This is a genomic window from Pseudomonas sp. NPDC089406 (assembly GCF_044900265.1).
GTDB classification, from domain to species: domain Bacteria; phylum Pseudomonadota; class Gammaproteobacteria; order Pseudomonadales; family Pseudomonadaceae; genus Aquipseudomonas; species Aquipseudomonas fakonensis.
The window spans coordinates 36942-52708 of record NZ_JBJDNC010000036.1 but is presented as its reverse complement, the minus strand read 5'-3'; the positions used below and the strand labels follow the sequence as shown (position 1 = coordinate 52708).

16 protein-coding genes are annotated in these 15767 nt (G+C 63.5%); 9 read left to right on the top strand and 7 right to left on the bottom strand.

The window, feature by feature from the left end; genetic code table 11:
- Positions 1 to 44: 44 nt before the first annotated feature.
- Together ACI2KK_RS22515 and ACI2KK_RS22510 are read left to right on the top strand one after the other, a co-directional pair.
- On the top strand, positions 45 to 1247 hold the full coding sequence (locus ACI2KK_RS22515) for a DUF3142 domain-containing protein (protein WP_404670665.1): 1203 nt from the start codon (positions 45 to 47) through the stop codon (positions 1245 to 1247).
- The gene (locus ACI2KK_RS22510) at positions 1234 to 3360 is read left to right on the top strand and encodes a hypothetical protein (RefSeq protein WP_404670664.1); all 2127 of its coding nucleotides are present in this window, start codon (positions 1234 to 1236) and stop codon (positions 3358 to 3360) included. The genes ACI2KK_RS22515 and ACI2KK_RS22510 overlap by 14 nt, the downstream gene beginning before the upstream one ends.
- Before the next feature lie 178 nt (positions 3361 to 3538).
- Here ACI2KK_RS22510 and ACI2KK_RS22505 read toward each other — a convergent pair whose 3' ends face one another.
- Both ACI2KK_RS22505 and ACI2KK_RS22500 read right to left on the bottom strand, forming a co-directional pair.
- Positions 3539 to 4357: an HDOD domain-containing protein gene (locus ACI2KK_RS22505; protein ID WP_404670663.1), complete on the bottom strand. Its 819-nt coding sequence runs from the start codon at positions 4355 to 4357 to the stop codon at positions 3539 to 3541.
- A 30-nt stretch (positions 4358 to 4387) separates the two neighbouring features.
- On the bottom strand, positions 4388 to 5317 hold the full coding sequence (locus tag ACI2KK_RS22500; protein ID WP_404670662.1) for a LysR substrate-binding domain-containing protein: 930 nt from the start codon (positions 5315 to 5317) through the stop codon (positions 4388 to 4390).
- A 128-nt stretch (positions 5318 to 5445) separates the two neighbouring features.
- Between ACI2KK_RS22500 and ACI2KK_RS22495 the strand changes: the two genes are divergently transcribed.
- From ACI2KK_RS22495 to ACI2KK_RS22480, 4 genes are all read left to right on the top strand, one after another.
- The gene (locus ACI2KK_RS22495) at positions 5446 to 6690 is read left to right on the top strand and encodes a serine hydrolase domain-containing protein (RefSeq protein ID WP_404670661.1); all 1245 of its coding nucleotides are present in this window, start codon (positions 5446 to 5448) and stop codon (positions 6688 to 6690) included.
- A gap of 479 nt (positions 6691 to 7169) precedes the next feature.
- Positions 7170 to 7661: a hypothetical protein gene (locus ACI2KK_RS22490; RefSeq protein ID WP_404670660.1), complete on the top strand. Its 492-nt coding sequence runs from the start codon at positions 7170 to 7172 to the stop codon at positions 7659 to 7661.
- Positions 7662 to 7935: 274 nt separating this feature from the next.
- Positions 7936 to 8181 carry a hypothetical protein gene (locus ACI2KK_RS22485; protein WP_404670659.1) on the top strand — a complete coding sequence of 82 codons (246 nt, stop codon included), beginning with the start codon at positions 7936 to 7938 and terminating at the stop codon, positions 8179 to 8181.
- A 145-nt stretch (positions 8182 to 8326) separates the two neighbouring features.
- Entirely contained in the window at positions 8327 to 8596 is a 270-nt protein-coding gene (locus ACI2KK_RS22480) for a DUF3077 domain-containing protein (RefSeq protein ID WP_217885103.1), read from the top strand.
- Positions 8597 to 8828: 232 nt separating this feature from the next.
- Here the strand turns inward: ACI2KK_RS22480 and ACI2KK_RS22475 are convergent, their stop codons facing one another.
- On the bottom strand, positions 8829 to 9563 hold the full coding sequence (locus ACI2KK_RS22475) for a hypothetical protein (RefSeq protein ID WP_404670658.1): 735 nt from the start codon (positions 9561 to 9563) through the stop codon (positions 8829 to 8831).
- Positions 9564 to 9919: 356 nt separating this feature from the next.
- Here ACI2KK_RS22475 and ACI2KK_RS22470 point away from each other — a divergent pair, with 356 nt between their 5' ends.
- Positions 9920 to 10927: a sel1 repeat family protein gene (locus ACI2KK_RS22470; protein ID WP_404670657.1), complete on the top strand. Its 1008-nt coding sequence runs from the start codon at positions 9920 to 9922 to the stop codon at positions 10925 to 10927.
- Between the two features lie 180 nt (positions 10928 to 11107).
- Here ACI2KK_RS22470 and ACI2KK_RS22465 read toward each other — a convergent pair whose 3' ends face one another.
- From ACI2KK_RS22465 to ACI2KK_RS22450, 4 genes are all read right to left on the bottom strand, one after another.
- The gene (locus ACI2KK_RS22465; protein WP_404670656.1) at positions 11108 to 11284 is read right to left on the bottom strand and encodes a hypothetical protein; all 177 of its coding nucleotides are present in this window, start codon (positions 11282 to 11284) and stop codon (positions 11108 to 11110) included.
- 30 nt (positions 11285 to 11314) lie between these two features.
- Positions 11315 to 11620 (bottom strand): hypothetical protein, encoded by a 306-nt coding sequence (locus tag ACI2KK_RS22460; RefSeq protein ID WP_404670655.1) that lies wholly within the window; start codon positions 11618 to 11620, stop codon positions 11315 to 11317.
- 105 nt (positions 11621 to 11725) lie between these two features.
- Complete coding sequence (locus tag ACI2KK_RS22455; RefSeq protein ID WP_404670654.1) at positions 11726 to 11977, bottom strand: hypothetical protein; 252 nt, start codon at positions 11975 to 11977, stop codon at positions 11726 to 11728.
- 171 nt (positions 11978 to 12148) lie between these two features.
- Entirely contained in the window at positions 12149 to 14257 is a 2109-nt protein-coding gene (locus tag ACI2KK_RS22450; RefSeq protein WP_404670653.1) for a TonB-dependent receptor family protein, read from the bottom strand.
- 333 nt (positions 14258 to 14590) lie between these two features.
- On the opposite strand from ACI2KK_RS22450, the gene ACI2KK_RS22445 reads away from it, so the two are divergent.
- The gene (locus ACI2KK_RS22445) at positions 14591 to 15013 is read left to right on the top strand and encodes a nuclear transport factor 2 family protein (RefSeq protein WP_404670652.1); all 423 of its coding nucleotides are present in this window, start codon (positions 14591 to 14593) and stop codon (positions 15011 to 15013) included.
- The gene (locus ACI2KK_RS22440; protein ID WP_404670651.1) at positions 15010 to 15765 is read left to right on the top strand and encodes an SDR family NAD(P)-dependent oxidoreductase; all 756 of its coding nucleotides are present in this window, start codon (positions 15010 to 15012) and stop codon (positions 15763 to 15765) included. Before ACI2KK_RS22445 ends, ACI2KK_RS22440 begins: the two co-directional genes overlap by 4 nt.
- The last annotated feature ends 2 nt before the right edge of the window (positions 15766 to 15767 follow it).

Genomic DNA, 15767 nt, shown 5'->3' with positions numbered 1-15767 from the left:
TCGCGCCTCGCCACGGCGCCAGGGGGCGCCAGACAAAGGACTGTATGCCCGCCTCATCGATACTTCGCCGCCTTGCTTGCGCCACTGCGCTGGTGTTGCTTGCCGGCTGCCAACCGCCGCCTGCGACGCCCCTCGACCAGCAGCTTTACGTGTGGCAGCGGCAGTGGCGCCCGGCTCACGAGCAGGCCCTGGCGGACAGCCAGGCGAGCTTCTCGACCCTGCGCGTGCTGGCGCTGCAAGCCCAGCCCAAGGCCGGGTGGAGCAGGGCGCTGGTCGACCTTGCCCAGCTCAAGGCCGATGGCCGCCCGGTGATCGCGGTGGTGCGCCTGGATGGCCAGTTACCCGCGCTGGACTTGCAGCTGGCGCAGCAACAGATCGGCGCAATGCTGGCGCACTGGCAGGCAGCCGGGGTGAACCCGGCCGGGCTTGAAATCGACCATGACAGCGCCACTGCCCGCCTGCCGGGCTATACCGACTTCCTTGTGCAATTGCGCAAGCAGTTGCCGCCCGGGCTGAAGCTCAGCATCACGGCCTTGCCCGCCTGGCTCGACAGCCCGCAACTGCCGGCGCTGTTGCAGGCGGTGGACAGCAGCGTGTTGCAGGTGCACGCGGTGAGCGACCCGCGCCAAGGCTTGTTCGACCCGGCCAAGGCCAGGCAGTGGGCCGAACGCTGGGGCCGCATCAGTGCAAAACCCTTCTACCTCGCCCTGCCGGCCTATGGCGTTGCGCTGTTGCCGGATACCGGCGGCGCACCGGTCGTGGAGAGCGAAGCCCCGCTGAACCTGGCCGGCGAGCGACGCGAACTGCTGGCCGACCCGCAGCAACTGGCCGAGCTGGGCCGGCAACTGCGCGATGAGCCGCCGGCGCACCTGGCCGGGCTTATCTGGTTTCGCCTGCCGTTGCCGGATGATCGCCGTGCCTGGAGCCTGACCACCCTGAGCGCAGTGGCGCGGGGCGATGCGCTCGCCGGGCAATGGCAGGTGCACTACACGCAACAGGGCAGCCTGTACGACATCAGCCTGGTCAACGTCGGTAACCTCGATCAGCCGTTGCCGGCACGAGTAACCCTGAACAACGCGACCTGCGAGGCCGCCGACGGCCTCAACGGCTACCGGCTGCAACAAACACCGCAACAACTCGTCTTCAACCGCCAGGCCAGCGCGCGTGTTGCCGCTGGCGGCCAGCGTGCCCTGGGTTGGGCGCGCTGTATGGAAATCACTCAAGGAGCATGGAATGTCTACCCGTAACTGGCCCCGCCAGCTGTTGTGCCTGTCCCTCGGCATGCCGTTCGGCACCGCGCTGGCCTGCGGCCCGGACTTCCCGATGCAACTGCTGGATAACCGCGCGCAGAGCCTGGCCGAGCTACCGGAGGGCAACTTTGCCTTCGAGGTGAACCGCCTTGGCCAACAGATCGCCGGCCTCAAGCCCACCACCGAGATCACCCTGACGCCGTACTGGGACGGCGACGACAATGGCCGGCCTTACCGCCGGCAACGCGCCGAGGCCGAGGCCAGCGAGCTACCGAAAGGCCTGCGCGGGAAAGTCGCCGAGCTGCGTGCGCTGCACGACCCGCAACAGGTTGAACTGCAAGGCGCCGAACTGCCGGCCGAGCTGCGCCTGTACCTGGCGGGTGCCGTGGCCTTTGATGCCGGCGACAACGCCCAGGCGGCTGGCTACTTCCGCCAGGTGCTGGCCTTGCCGGCCGAGCAACGCAAGCTGCGCAGCACTTGGGCTGCGTATTCGCTGGGCCGCGCGCTGACGGCGCAAAGCAGCGAGGCCAGCGAAGACCCGCAACAGTCCCCCGAAACCTTGCAAACCCAGGCACGCCAAGCGTTCGAACAGGCCCAGCAACTGAGTGCCGAAGGCTTCAGCGACCCGCTGGAGCTGGGCGTCGCCAGCCTGGGCGAGCAGGCGCGCCTGGCCAAGCTGGCTGGCGATTGGGATGCAGCGGTGCAGCTGTACGCCAACCAAAGCCGCCTGGGTTCGGGCAGTGGCTACAGCTCGCTGCGCCAACTGGCCGGTGAACTGACGGCGATGTCGAACGAGCAGTTGCAGGCGCAACTGCGCCAACCCTTGACCCAGAAGCTGCTGATTGCCTACCTGCTCAGCGGCATCGAAGGCTTTGGCAGCAAGCAACTGAACCGCCTGCTGCAGGCCAGTGCCGGCCAGCACCTGGAAAACGCCGACCGCCTGGCCGCCCTGGCGTACCAGCAAGGCGACTACGACAGCGCCAAGGGCTACCTGCAACAAGCCGGCGACACCGGCCTTGCCTGGTGGCTGCGGGCCAAGCTGGCGGTGCGCGACGGCGACAAGGCCCTGGCTGCCGAGGCCTATGCCAAGGCAGCCAAGGGGTTCCCCAAGGATGAGCAATGGGGCTCGCGGGAAACCCCGGACTGGGCTTACGAAACCGTACGCCCCGGCTGCCGGGTGAACGGCGAGAGCGCCATCCTGGCACTGGACCGCGGCGACTATGTGCAGGCGCTCGACCTGTTGTACCGCAGCGAGGACATCTACTGGCCCGACGCTGCAACCGTGGCCGAGCGGGTGCTGAGCCTTGACGAACTCAAGGGTTATGTCGACGCCAACGTGCCGCAGCCTGCAGCGGTAAAGGAAGAGGAGGGTGGTTACACCCCGCGCCCGGTGGCGACCAAGTTGCGCGAGCTGCTCGGCCGGCGCCTGCTGCGTGAAGGGCGGTACGAACAGGCCGCGGCGTACTTCGATACGCCGCAGCTCAAGGCCGACGCCCAGGCCTACGGTGAGCAACGCAAGCAAGCCACTTCGCGCTGGACCGCCACCGGCCGCGCCGAGGCGCTGTATGGCGCGGCAACGTTGGCGCGCTACTCGGGCATGGAAATTCTTGGCTACGAGATGGCACCGGACTATGCCTGGCTGGGCGGTGGCTTCAGCCTCGGCAATGAGGCCGTGCAGGCCAAGCCGTTCCTGGAGGCCGGCGAGCTGCAGCGTCAGCAGGGCAGCGAAGCGGTGCCCAATGAGCGTTACCACTATCGTTACGTGGCCGCCGACTTGGCCAACCAGGCCGCCGACCAGTTGCCCCACAGCAGCCAGGCCTTTGCCGCCGTGCTGTGCCAGGGGGCAGGTTGGGTAGCGGGGACTGACCAGGAGTCGGCGCTGTACCGGCGCTATGTGGAACAGGGGCCGTTTGTGCAGTGGGCTGAGGATTTTGGCCGCCAGTGCGAGGAGCCTGCGTTTGACCAAGCCAACAAGCGTTACCTGACCGAGCCGCTGGATGCAGCGCGCACCGCGTTGCGACCGTACAAGGCACAGGTGCTGCCGGGGGCTGCGTTGGTAGTGGCTGCAATAGGTTGGCTGTGGGTGCGCCGGCGCAGGAACAAGGCCTGAGGGGAGGGTGCTGCAGTGCTGATTTTATGAGCCTAATTATTCATATAATTTATAACTCAACTAAATGATTATTTAGTTGAGTTATATTTGATGCGCCCCTGTAGGAGCCGGCTTGCCGGCGATAGGGCCCTCAGCCAACTTCATCGCCGGCAAACCTGCCTTGACAGGGCAGTGTGGGTCAGGCCAAAAAATCAGCAAACGACTTGTCCTGCTCCAGCACCTGGGGCAGCTTGTCGAACAGCGCCACCAGGTCGATACCCTCGAACAACGGGCCACCCAGGCTGTCACGCGCTTCAAGCGTCGGCCCGCCATGCTGCTCAAGCGCATCCAACACCTCCATGGCCTGCGCCACAACCCGAGCGTAGGGCTGGTCGCCCGGCGCCTGGTGCGGTTGGGCCTGGTAGCGGATGGCCGACAGAATGGTCTTCGGCAGGTTCCAGCGCTTGGCCAGCTCCGCACCGACCTCCGGGTAGCCAAAGCCCAGTTGCTGGGTTTCGCTGGCCGCACGGCTGGTGGTGCCGCTGGCGCCCTTGATGCGGGCGGCGTACTCCGGCGCGCCGGTTTGAATCAGTAGCTCGCCGATGTCGTGCATGACCCCGCAAGTGAACGCCACTTCAGCATCCAGCCCGGCCTGACGGGCCAGCAGGCGGCTGATGCTGGCGACCTGGAAGCTGCGGCCCCAGAACACCTTCAGGTTGAAACCCGGCGCCGACTTGAACGCACCGGTCACCGCCGAGGCCAGCACCAGGGTGCGCAGCACGTTGATGCCCAGGCGCATGGCCGCGTCCTCGATGCTGGCCGACTCGCGCGCACCCTTGAAGCGCGCCGAGTTGGCCAGGCGCAGCACCTTGGCGGCGATCACCGGGTCACGCTCGATGTTGCGGGCGACTTTTTCGAGGCTTTCGTCAGGCTTGTCGAACTGCTGCACCAGCTCCAGGGCGACCTGGGGGATGCTGGGAAGGCTGTGCAATTGCGCGAACAACGTATCGATATCCATGGCAAGGCGCTCTTCGTCCGGTGGAGCTACTTACGATAGGCAATTTTTCGCGGCTTGCACGTCTGCGGCGGCATCTGGGTAGGTGCTGCGCAGCTGGCTTGCCAGCCACTCCATAAACCATTGCGCATCCGCCGACGGCGGCTGCGCCGGGGTGAGCACCTGGTAGCTCTCCAGCGCCACTGCCTCGGGCACGCAGCGCACCAGGCTGCCGTCCTGCAGCTCACGGCTCACCAGCACCTCGGTGGCCAAGGCGATACCCTGGCCGCGCTGGGCGAGGGTCAACACCACGTCGTTGCTGATGTGCGAGGTGTCGGCACGCACCCGCACGCGCAGGCCGCTGGCGGCGAACCAGCTGTTCCACCAGGTACCGTCGTCGACGTGGATCAGCTTGCAGGCCGGCAAGTCTGCAGCGCCGAAGTTGGCAGGCAGGCGGGCCAGCAATGCCGGGGCACATACCGGAAAGACTTCAGGGCGGATCAACACTTCACGCACGCCACTGAGCTCGCCCGGCAAGCCGTAGGCGATGGCCAGGTCGGCCTGGCGGGCGTCCACGGCGGTGAAGCTGGCGTTCGGTTCGATTGCAATCTTGAGGTCTGGCCGCAGGCTGCGCAGCTCGTCGATCCGCGGCGTAAGCCAGCGCGAAGCAAAGGCCGGTACGCACAAGATGCGCAACCAGCGCTCGTCATCGCGACGGGCCAGGCGGGCGCCGGCATCGGCCAGTATCTGCAGTGCTTCGGCGGCAGCCTGGTAATAGTGGGCGCCCTGCAAGGTCAGGCTGACGCCCCGGGGTGAGCGTTCCAGCAACCGTACGCCCAGCCAGTCCTCGAGGTTTTTCACATGGCGCCCGATCGCCGGCTGAGTCACATGCAGCGCCTGTGAGGCCGCCACATAACTACCCAGCCGCGCCGCAGCTTCAAAGGCGCGTACGGCATTGAGCGGGGGAAGACGTTCCAGCGGCATATCCACCTCGATGCAGGCAATGCTGTTACTTTTTCTAATAATGAAGCCAAATTTATTGTGCTTTTCAGCGCACCTCAAGCTCCCGACACTCGAAGCTGCGTACTACCGCGCATTTCAAGGAGCCCTCGATGCGGCCTACAACAATAAATAAGTCATTCACCGGCCTGTCCGTGCTGGCTCTGGCATTACTCGCCGGCGCCGCCCAGGCCGACGACCGCAAGGGCCCATGCGGCGTGCCCGGGCTTGAGCGCTGCCCGCAGCCGTTCGACAAGGTGCTGCCGGCGGCCAAGGACATGCTCACCTGGGACCAGGCGACGAGGGCAGTTGGATTTCGTAATACGTATCGTATGTACCACGGCGACGTATTCACCAATGAAGGCGCGAAGCCGTATCCATTGGCTGAATCCAGCCAGAAGTTCAGCGATGTCTCGTACAAACTCGACGGCAAATCGTACAAACTGGCCGATTACCTGAAAAACCAGAGCGTAACCGGCCTGTTGGTACTCAAAGATGGCAAGGTTGCCTACGAATACTACGGCCAGGGCAACACCCAGCAGACTCTGTGGACTTCGCGATCGGTGGCCAAGTCAGTGGTCAGCGTGCTGGTGGGCGTGGCCGTGAAGGAAGGCAAGATCAAGTCCCTGGACGACAAGATCAGCGCGTACGTACCGGAACTCAAGGGCACGGAATGGCAGGATGTGACGCTGCAGCAGCTGATGCAGCATACATCTGGCGTTCAGTGGGACGAGAACTACGCCTCGAAAGACTCCGACTTTTCGCACATGACCCAGTGCGAAGCCAGGCCGAACCCGTACGATTGCGTGCTGCAGCTGGTGCGCTCGGTCAAGCGCAAGCCTGGCGTCAAACCCGGGGAAGTCTGGTCATACAACACCGGTGGCGCCTGGCTGGTTGGCCGGGTGCTCGAGAACGCCACCGGCATGACCCTCGCCAAGTACCTGGAGAGCCGCATCTGGAGCCGTTACGCCATGCAGCAAGATGGCGTATGGCATGCGCTGGTGCCCGGCAAGGTCGACATGGGTGGCCACGGCTTCAACGCCACGCTGCGTGACTGGGGCCGCTTTGGCCAGTTCGTGCTGAGCGGCGGTCAGTTGCCTGGCGGTGAAAAGCTGCTGCCGGATGACTGGATTGCACGCTCGACGCACTGGACCACAGCCAAGGGCTCGGTTACTGCAGCAGCGCCCAATGGGCAGTACGGTTACCAATGGTGGTACAACGCACCGGCGCCGGATGCTGACAGCGAACCGAAGCAGACGGCGAACAGCGACAAGACGTTCTGGGCGCTGGGGATCTTTGGGCAGACGATCGCGATCAACCAGGCCGAAGGTTTGGTCGTGGTGCAGTGGTCGACGTGAAAGCATGCAGAGACGCCGAGTTCGCTGTATGACGAACAGGCGGTGTTTGTGAATGCGGTTAGCCAGGCGCTGGAGCGGTAAAAAGGCCTGGAGCGTGGCTTCGGTTCTGAGGGGAACCGGGGCCATGGCGCAATGTGAATCTGCGCATAATGTATATTATGTTAAATGCTATGTAGCCGATGGTTAACCCGCGTGTCACCACCCCCAGAGAACCAGGCTCTAACTGAATTGACATACGCCACTCGAATCAACCCGGCCTCATTCAGCAGCTAGAGATTGCAACTCAAACCCCAGCGTCTGATTCACCCATTGCTCTCGGCCTACGATTGAAACTGAAGCTTCACCGAACTGGGCAAACGGCAGCTTTCAACCAGTCCGTGCCACGTAAACTTGGGAGCCTCATTTCGGATTGCGCCCCCCCTTGAACAACCTATGATCGTCTGGCAGGCCCAGTGTGGCTGCTTTTTAGGAGTTCCGGTTTGACCAATCCCATCGACACCAACATTCTTACTTCGTACCCATCACTACTGATCAGAGCAATCTGTGCCGCGGTGCTGCCTGTACTGCTGTATGCGGCAAGCACGCAGTCAACGCTGCCGCTTGATCTGCTCAACTCATTGGGTATCCGCGAATTCACTGGCCAAGCGCTTTACGCCTGTGCCATGAATGCCTATGCATTCGGATTGATGCGCATCAACTGGTTCGACCAGCGAATACACCGCAAACACCACCATGAAATTTGCCGGTTCGAGTGGATGGTTGAAGTTGAACGTTTGGCGGGAGAGCATTATCCGCTTGCGGCTCAGCACGCGCGTGAGGAACAGCGTTTGCTCCGAAAACGCTATGGGAGCTTGCTTGACTCTCGCACTGGCAGCACGATGACATCCATTGGAACAGCCATCAGGTTGGCGACCCGCCTAATCCATAGATTTCAGCTATTCAAAAAATCAGACTTACCACCTTCCTTGTAGTCCATTTCCCAAACATACTCCCCCAGCCATTTTTCCATTGCGGCCGCGCTGGCACCGCTCTAGTCTCGCCGAGTCGTTGCAAACCAACGACGCGGCTTTGACAGGCCGTAAGGAACTCTCACCGCAGCTTCACCTTTATGGTGGCTGTGCGTGGGGCACGCTTGCGTGCGCCGGTTTTCCTGAGTTCCGCCGGTCTGTCAACCCATGCACAGCTGCCACCCACCTGTTTGACAGCAGACGGGTGACGGTCCTCATAAGAACTCAGGAGTTTTTTATGCTAAAGATCGTCCCCGACCCACCCCACCTCTACCCCCCTACCCTCGAAGACACTCTCATCCAGGCCTCCGAGTACGCGCGCTGCGCCTTGGCCGTTTCGCACCAGGCGATCCAGCTACAGCCCAGATCGCCCGCCTCGACCTTGATGCTGGCGTCTACCCACGAGCTCGAATCACTGCGCGTGCTGTTGGAGTCAGCCTTGATCCAGGTGCAGATGCCGGCTGAGCCGGGTGCACGGCATTAACCCATAGGTTTTTTGTGTTGCCTGGGCTGGCGTCATTGCCGGCAAGTCGGTGCCTGCATGGGCGCTGGCAGCGGCACAGGGGATTGTGTGAGGCCAGTCCTTTCTCGGCGCCAGCCTGGGCCCTTGATGTTCAGGGAGTAGAACCATGAGTCACGAGCAAACGACTGAAAACACCACAGTGGGTAAGACGCGGTTCTTCCAGGGTGAAGGCCATACCGCTGCACTGTTTCGCATCGAGCCGGGCATACCCTGCCGGCATGCGCGGGAGCAGGCTTCGGAGTTGATGGGCTATGTGCGGGAAATGACCATCAGCGGGCTGATGGATGAAAAGCCAGAGTTGATTTGGGCTTCGCATTACCTGAGCGCGCTGGCCAAGGCGTTAATGGATGATGCGGAGCTGGGGATGCGGGGTTGAGAGGCTGGTCGGGGGCTGCTTTGCAGCCCATCGCGACACAAGGCCGCTTCCCACAGGGATCGCACCCGCTTTTAGAAATTGAGCAAGACAGTTGCTCTCACAAGTGCAGTGCCACGTCCGGCTTCACACGATCCTGTGGGAGCGGGCTTGCCCGCGAAGCAGGCGGCGCGGGGGCTGGCACCGGCTGCGCCGGTGATCGCTGGAATGCCGGCTCCTGCAGGAGCCGGTCGCGCTATTGATCGGTCAGTTTCTTCGGCACCTGATACTGGTTTGCGCCATACGCGAAGTTGAACACTTTCCTTTGGCGCTTCTCGGTGTCGTCACAGGTTTCCTCACCCGTGGCGACGCTAACCGTTACCCTCGACACCTCGGTCACCCGCAGGTCGGCAAACCCCTCCTTGCCAGGCTTGCCAACAGCCACTGTCCGTAGTGTCTCGCTGTACTTGCCGGCGCAATAACCTTGCCACTCGGCATAGCTTTCGCTGACCACCAGATGCCCCACCAGCCGCCGCAACTGCGCGCCGTCTTGCAGGTACAGGCTCAGCGTCTCGTCAACGCCCGGATTGGCCCGTGACATCACCGTGCGGTGGACGCGCACACCAAATGCCCTGCGCCCGGGCGCGAGCTGATAAGGCGCGGTGTCCAGTTTCAGGTCGTCGAAGGCCATCGCGTCGGAAACGATTGCTGCAGGCTCGTAGCTGTGCGCAAGGATCTTGCCACTGGCGGCATCGGCCAGCACAACAGCCAGCCCGTATTCACCTTGCCCGTATTCATCGACCCTTTCCTTTATAGGTAACGCCGCCAGCACCTGGCTCGTATCTGCCGGGTTGGCCTTGCACACCGCATGTTCACGATCCAGTGCCAGCGTTGGGTGCAGGGTTTGCGCCCAGCTTTGCAGGTGCTGCGTGCAATCGCCCCAGGCGACCACGGGCAGCGATAACAGCAGTAGTACGGTGATGCCGCGCATGTTGATGCCTCAGTCCCTTGAAAGCCGGCAATGGTATTACAAACCTGGTTGAAATGGCCGGGGGGCAATCCGCTCCTCGGCCCCTGCCCCGCCGAGCTCGGGCTTGCCGGCGCAATCGCGGGGCAAGCCCGCTCCCACGTGACGGTGGGTCGCGAGGTTTTTTGACGTCATATTATGGGCGCGGGGTTGCGCCACACCGATCCGCCATTAAAATAGTGGCACTTTTGACCCCGAGCCAGGCACTTCACCCCGGCCGGGGCCTCAAGCCGCACGGATCGCGGCCCCTCGTCACACTACCAAGCTCGATTGCCGATCCCTGCGCACCTCCACTTCATCGCAAACCAGGGATCCTTCCATTGAAAGCCTTCGCCGCACTGCCGCTGGCACTGTGCACCATGCTCGCAGCATGCTCACCAACAGCCCCGCAACCCGTCCCGCTCAACGACACGCTGCCCAAGCTCGACTTGCAGACGCTGTTGCCGGCGGTTGAAGAAAATGCCCACTGCAAGCGTGCGATGGACGCAGAAATGCTCCATGGCATCGGGGTCGCGCTGCAGAGCGAGCAAAACTACAGCGAAGCCAAGGCGTGCCTGGCCATGGCCGCACCCAGCTACCCGCGTGCGCTGTGCTTCCTGGCCACCAACGTCTCGCTCGAAGAAGGCGACGACCCCGAGGTGGAGCGCAAGGCCTTCCATTACCAGGCCTACGCCGCCAGCCAGAATGACTCGTGCGCCGAGTTTGGGCTGTACTTCGTTTACCGCCGTGGCGACGAAGCCACCCCTGCAGACCCGGCGCTGGCCCAGCGCTGGCTGGAGCGCTCTGCGCTGCACGGTAACGCCAACGCGCAAAGGACCCTGATTCAGAATTATCAGCAGCATGGCCAGCCCGGCGCCAGTTACGCGTGGCTGAAGATTCTCGATGAACGCGGCGGCGCCCCGGAGCTGCCTGCGCTCAAGGCAAAGCTCAGCGCCGAACAACTGAGCGAGGGCGAAGCGCTGTACGGGGCGCTGAATCCGCAGGTTCCCAACCGCCAGCAGCTCAAGGATGAAGAGCGGCATCTGCTGGTGGCTATCTACACCGGCTCGGTACAGCTTGAGCACCCGACCCTCTTTGCCGGCATAGCGCCACAGCAGCGGCACGATACGGTGAAGCGTGCAGTCGATGTCGCCCTCGACCAACTCGAGCTACCAACCGTGGGCAAGGTCGAGGCCTATATCGTGGTCAGCCAGCTTGCGCAGCGCAAAGACGCCAACGCCGACCTGCTGCAGAACGCACAGATTGTTGCAGTGTTTCGCGATGACAAGCTCAAGTCAGCCGAGGTGCTGAGGCGCGCGCAAGCCATCGTTGAGCAGGCTTACAACTGACCGAGCCCGGCACGGCCGCACACAGGTGCGGCGCTTGGTTCGGGCTTCGCGCGATCCTGTAGGAGCCGGCTTGCCGGCGATCACCGGCACAGCCGGTGCCAGCATTCGCCTGTGCCGGCCCTATCGCCGGCAAGCCGGCTCCTACAGGTACAGCATATGCCTGCAAGTTCTGCGGGGTTTTCAGCGCCGCCCTGCCCGCACGCCGAGCACCAGCAGCACGAGGCCCGGCAGCAACAGACCAGCGGCGGTGTACCCGAATGCCGCTTGGCCTGACGCGCCGACAGCGGCGAACGCGGCGCCTACGGCGATCAGCGTGGTGCCGACAATAGTGAAGGGTTGAGTGGCGGTTTTACGCATGCCGATTTCCCTGTCTGGTCATTTGAGATTTCACCCACGCAACGCCCGGGCCGCCCAGAAGCATAACCAGGACATGAACAGCAAAAAACCCACGAACAGCAACGAGCAGGCCATGGATATCCAGTACAGGCCCGGCTGATCGGCCAGGGTGGCTACCGTAGAAGAGCCGCCCCGCAGGTAGATAAGGTGAACGCCACGGGCCAGGTCGTTGATCCATTTATAGGTCGATGCCAGCGCACAGAGTGCCATCAGGCAGCCGACCAAGGTGAAGCCCCAGGTGCCGGAGCGTTTTGCAGGCTGCGGCTTGGGGTGGTTGCGTTTTGGTTTTTTACTCAAGGTGGTTACCACATTCCCTGTGTTGTACCGGCGCAGTTGCTGCTTTCAGGTACCGTTCCTTCGTCATGCTTGAAACCGCTTGGTCGCCAGGTAGCGCTCAACCGCTCAACCGCGTTCGATGGTGATCAGATAGCCATCTTCGGCCGCCTGGACGTACACGTTTTGAGGTTTGAGCAGCTCGCGGAGCCCTCGCCATATGCCCTCTCCGATGACAGGCGAATCGTCACCATAGTCTTCCTCGCAAGCGACGAGGATACCGAAGGCGCTATGGGCGCTATCGTTGGCAAAATACTTGGCAGCCATCCCCTGAACAACGTCGATCATCCTGGTGATCTCTTCCTGCGTATCGTGATCCATCACATATCTCCAAGGTGGGAAGTGCGGATTGTGGCAGACCGTAGGGCTTGATCCAAGGCAAGGAGTCTTTGTGGATGGCACCGGCTGTGCCGGTGATCGCGGGCAAGCCCGCTCCTACAGGGTTACCGTTTGCCTGGCGGCCTTGGGTGTGGGAGCGGGCTGATCGGTTAGTTAAAACCGGTACTCAACGCCCGCCCCGGCATACCACGACCGCCCAGGCGCGGCCTCGTAATACCGGCCATTGCTATCCCCTACAATCACCGACCCCACGTACTGCTTGTCCAGCAGGTTATCCACCCGCACCATCTCATAAAGCGTGAAGCGCTCAAGCTTCTGCTCCACCCGCGCCCGCCAGTTGAACACCGTGTACGCCGGCGCAGCCTTCTGGTCGTTGCTGTCCTCCACATACACCTGGCTGCGGTACTGCCCTTCCAGCGCGGTACTGAGGCCGGCCACCGGCCGCCACACCAGCTCGCCGAACAGGCTGTCGCGGGGCACGCCTGGCAGGCGATTGCCCTTCTCGATCGTGGCGTTCACGTCATCCTGGTAGGTCGCATCCAGGTGGGTGTAGGCCAGGTTCAGTTGCCACTGCTCGGCAAGCGGCGCCTGCAAACCAACCTCCAGGCCACGGCGCAGCGTCTTGCCGCCGTTGTCGTAGCTGGTGCGGCCCGCGTTGGACCCAGCCACCACAATCTCATCCTCGGTGTGGATCTCGAATAGCGCCACGTTCAAGCGGGCCTGCTCGGCCAGGCGCATTTTCAAACCGACTTCGTACTGCGTGCTGGTAGCCGGCTTGAGACCGAAGTTGAAGGCTTCGCTCGCCCCCGGGGCATAGGCCATTTCGGCCTGGGTCGGGGTTTCGAAGGCCTTGCCGACGCTGAGGTAGCCATTCAGGTCCGGCGTAAAGGCGTACATGACCGACGCCGTCGGCGTGGTGCGCTGGTAGGTTTTCGAGCCGCTGGAATCGCCATTGGACAGGTAGTGGTCGTCCACTTCCATTTCCATACTGCTGTGGCGTAGCCCGGCCTCGAAGGTCCAGCGTTCCAGCTCCCAATGGGCCTGCACGTAAGGGTCCAGGCTGGTGGCGGTGTCGACTTCGTCGCGGCGCAGTTCGCCTTTTACGCCCAGCACATTGCCGCTGAAGTTCTGGTAACCGCGGCGGTCGTCACGGCTCTGGTCGTAGTCGACGCCGTAAGTCAGTGTCAGCAAGCCCGGCGCTGCGGTGATGGGCTGCACCCAGCGCACAGTGCCACCGTGGAACTCGCGGTCGAAGTCGACCACGCCGCCACCGCGGTTGTTGGGCGGCGTGCCCTTGGGGATGGACAGGTACTGGATAACGCTGCGCTGCCCGGCATACAGGTTGAACTGCAGCGTGGCCTCGCCGAAGTTGCGCTCGTAGTTCATGCCGACCTGCTGGTGGTGGATGCTCTTGCGCGTGTTGTACTCCTCGGCGCGGCTGCTCACCGAGCGCGGGTCGGCCTTGTAGGCGGCCCAGGTCTGGCCCAGCGGGTCCTGGGTGCCGTTCTGCTCCAGGGTGCTGAAGGTCAGCGCCAGCCGGCTGTCGTCGTCGGGGCGCACATGCACCTTGGCGAAGGTCTGGTCGCGGCGCGCGGCGCTGTGGTCGCGGTAGCCGTCGGTGTCCATGCGCGAGGCGTCCAGCACAAAGCCGGCCTTGTCGTTGCCGCCCTGGCCGTACAGGTGGTTTTTGACGAAGCCGTCGCTGCCGAACAAGGTGCCGGCGCCAAGGGTGGCGGGCCCGCTGCCGTCCTTGGTGAACATCTGGACCACGCCGCCGGCATTGCTGCCGTAAATGGCCGAGGCCGGGCCGCGCAGCACTTCGATGCGCTCGGCCACATCCAGGTTCAGCGACGCGGCCTGGCCCTGGCCGTCCGGGGTGCTGGCCGGGATGCCGTCGCTGAGCAGCTTGATGCCACGGATGCCGAACGCCGAGCGGGCGCCGTAGCCGCGGGTGGATACCTGCAGGTCCTGGGCGTAGTTCTGGCGGTTCTGCACCACCACCCCAGGCACCCGCGCCAGCGCTTCAGACAGGTTGACCCCGGCCTGGCCGTCAGTGATCTGCTCCTGGCTCACCACATCCAGCGAGGCCGGGGTGTCGAAGGTCGATGTGGGCACGTAAGTGCCGGTGACGGCCACCGGGTCAAGGGTGTAGGTCTGTTGCTCGGCGAAGGCCGGCGCGCTGGTGGCAAGGCAAACAAAATAAAAAGAAACGCGGGTACCGCATGTGAGGTAGCGGTAACGGGTCCTGGGTTGAATCGGCATTGAATAAATCTGCATTTACACGGTTGAAAGGCCCGTACAACACGACGGGCCGTGCAGTTTACTGCGCAGCGCCCGGGAGTGCGCGGGCAATGGCCTTTGATTGACAGATTCATCGATTGTGCACGGTCCCACAAACCTTAGGGGCCGCTGTAGGAGCCGGCTTGCGGGCGATGAGGCCAGAACAGGCAGCCCAAGCCAGTTCCGCCCACAACCGCACACCGTTATTGCGAAATAAATCTGTACAACCGCGTTGACTTGTACAGATTCACACATAGGCTTCAAGGTATACCTGTACAACATGCCAAGCGTGTACAAGATGACCTGGAGCCCCCCATGTCTGTCTACCTGCAGCAATTCGCCGAGCGTTTCGCCCAGCTGAACGCGGGCAACCTCGACTCGCTGGCCAGCCTGTACAGCGAAGACATCGTCTTTCGCGACCCTCTGCACCACATTCACGGCCTTGCCGCCCTGCAGGCCTACTTCGCCCAGTTGTACGCCAACGCGCACAACATCCGCTACAGCTTCAGCGGCGCCGACGAAGTGGCCCCGGGCCAAGGCTACCTGCGCTGGACCTTGCACTTTCGCCACCCGCGCCTGGCCGTCGGCCAGCCGATCGAGGTGCAGGGTTGCAGCCACCTGCAATGGCGCCAGCGGGTATACACCCACCGTGACTACTTCGACGCCGGCGCCCTGCTGTACGAGCATATCCCGCTGATGGGCGGCGCCATTCGCTGGCTCAAGGGCCGGCTGGCGTGAGCCGCTGCTGGCTGACCGGCGCCAGCAGCGGCATTGGCGCGGCACTGGCGCATTGCCTGCTGGAACAGGGCCACCAGGTGGCCTTGGGCGGGCGCCATGCCGAGCGGCTGATGCCCCTGGCCGAGCGCTACCCCGGGCAGGTGCTGCTGGCGGTCGGCGACCTCGACCAGCCGCAGCAGGTCGCCGACATCGTTGCGCACGTTCAGCAGGCCTGGGGCGCGCTGGACTGCGTGATCCTCAATGCCGGCACCTGCGAGTACCTGAAGCCCGGCCATTTCGACCCGGCCCTGGTCGAGCGGGTGCTGCGCACCAACGTGATTGCCCTGAGCCATTGCCTGGCAGCCGCCCTGCCCTTGCTGCGCGCCGGCCGCCAGCCGCACCTGGTGGTGATGGGCAGCTCGGTGAGCTGGCTGGCCCTGCCCCGGGCCGGCGCCTATGGCGCCTCCAAGGCGGCCGTGCGCTACCTGGTGGAGTCGCTGCGCATCGACCTGGCCCATGAGGGCATCGATGTCACCCTGGTCAGCCCGGGCTTTGTCGACACGCCGCTGACCCGGCGCAACGACTTCCCAATGCCGCAACTGTGGTCAGCGCAGCGCGCTGCCGAATACATCGCCCAGCGCCTGCCTCGGCGCCCGCTGGAAGTCACCTTCCCCGGGCTGTTCACCTTTGTGCTGCGCCTGCTCGGGGCCATGCCTGCGCGTCTACGCTTGGCCTTGGGCCAACGGATGGCACGCCGGAACAAGGACGGGTAAGC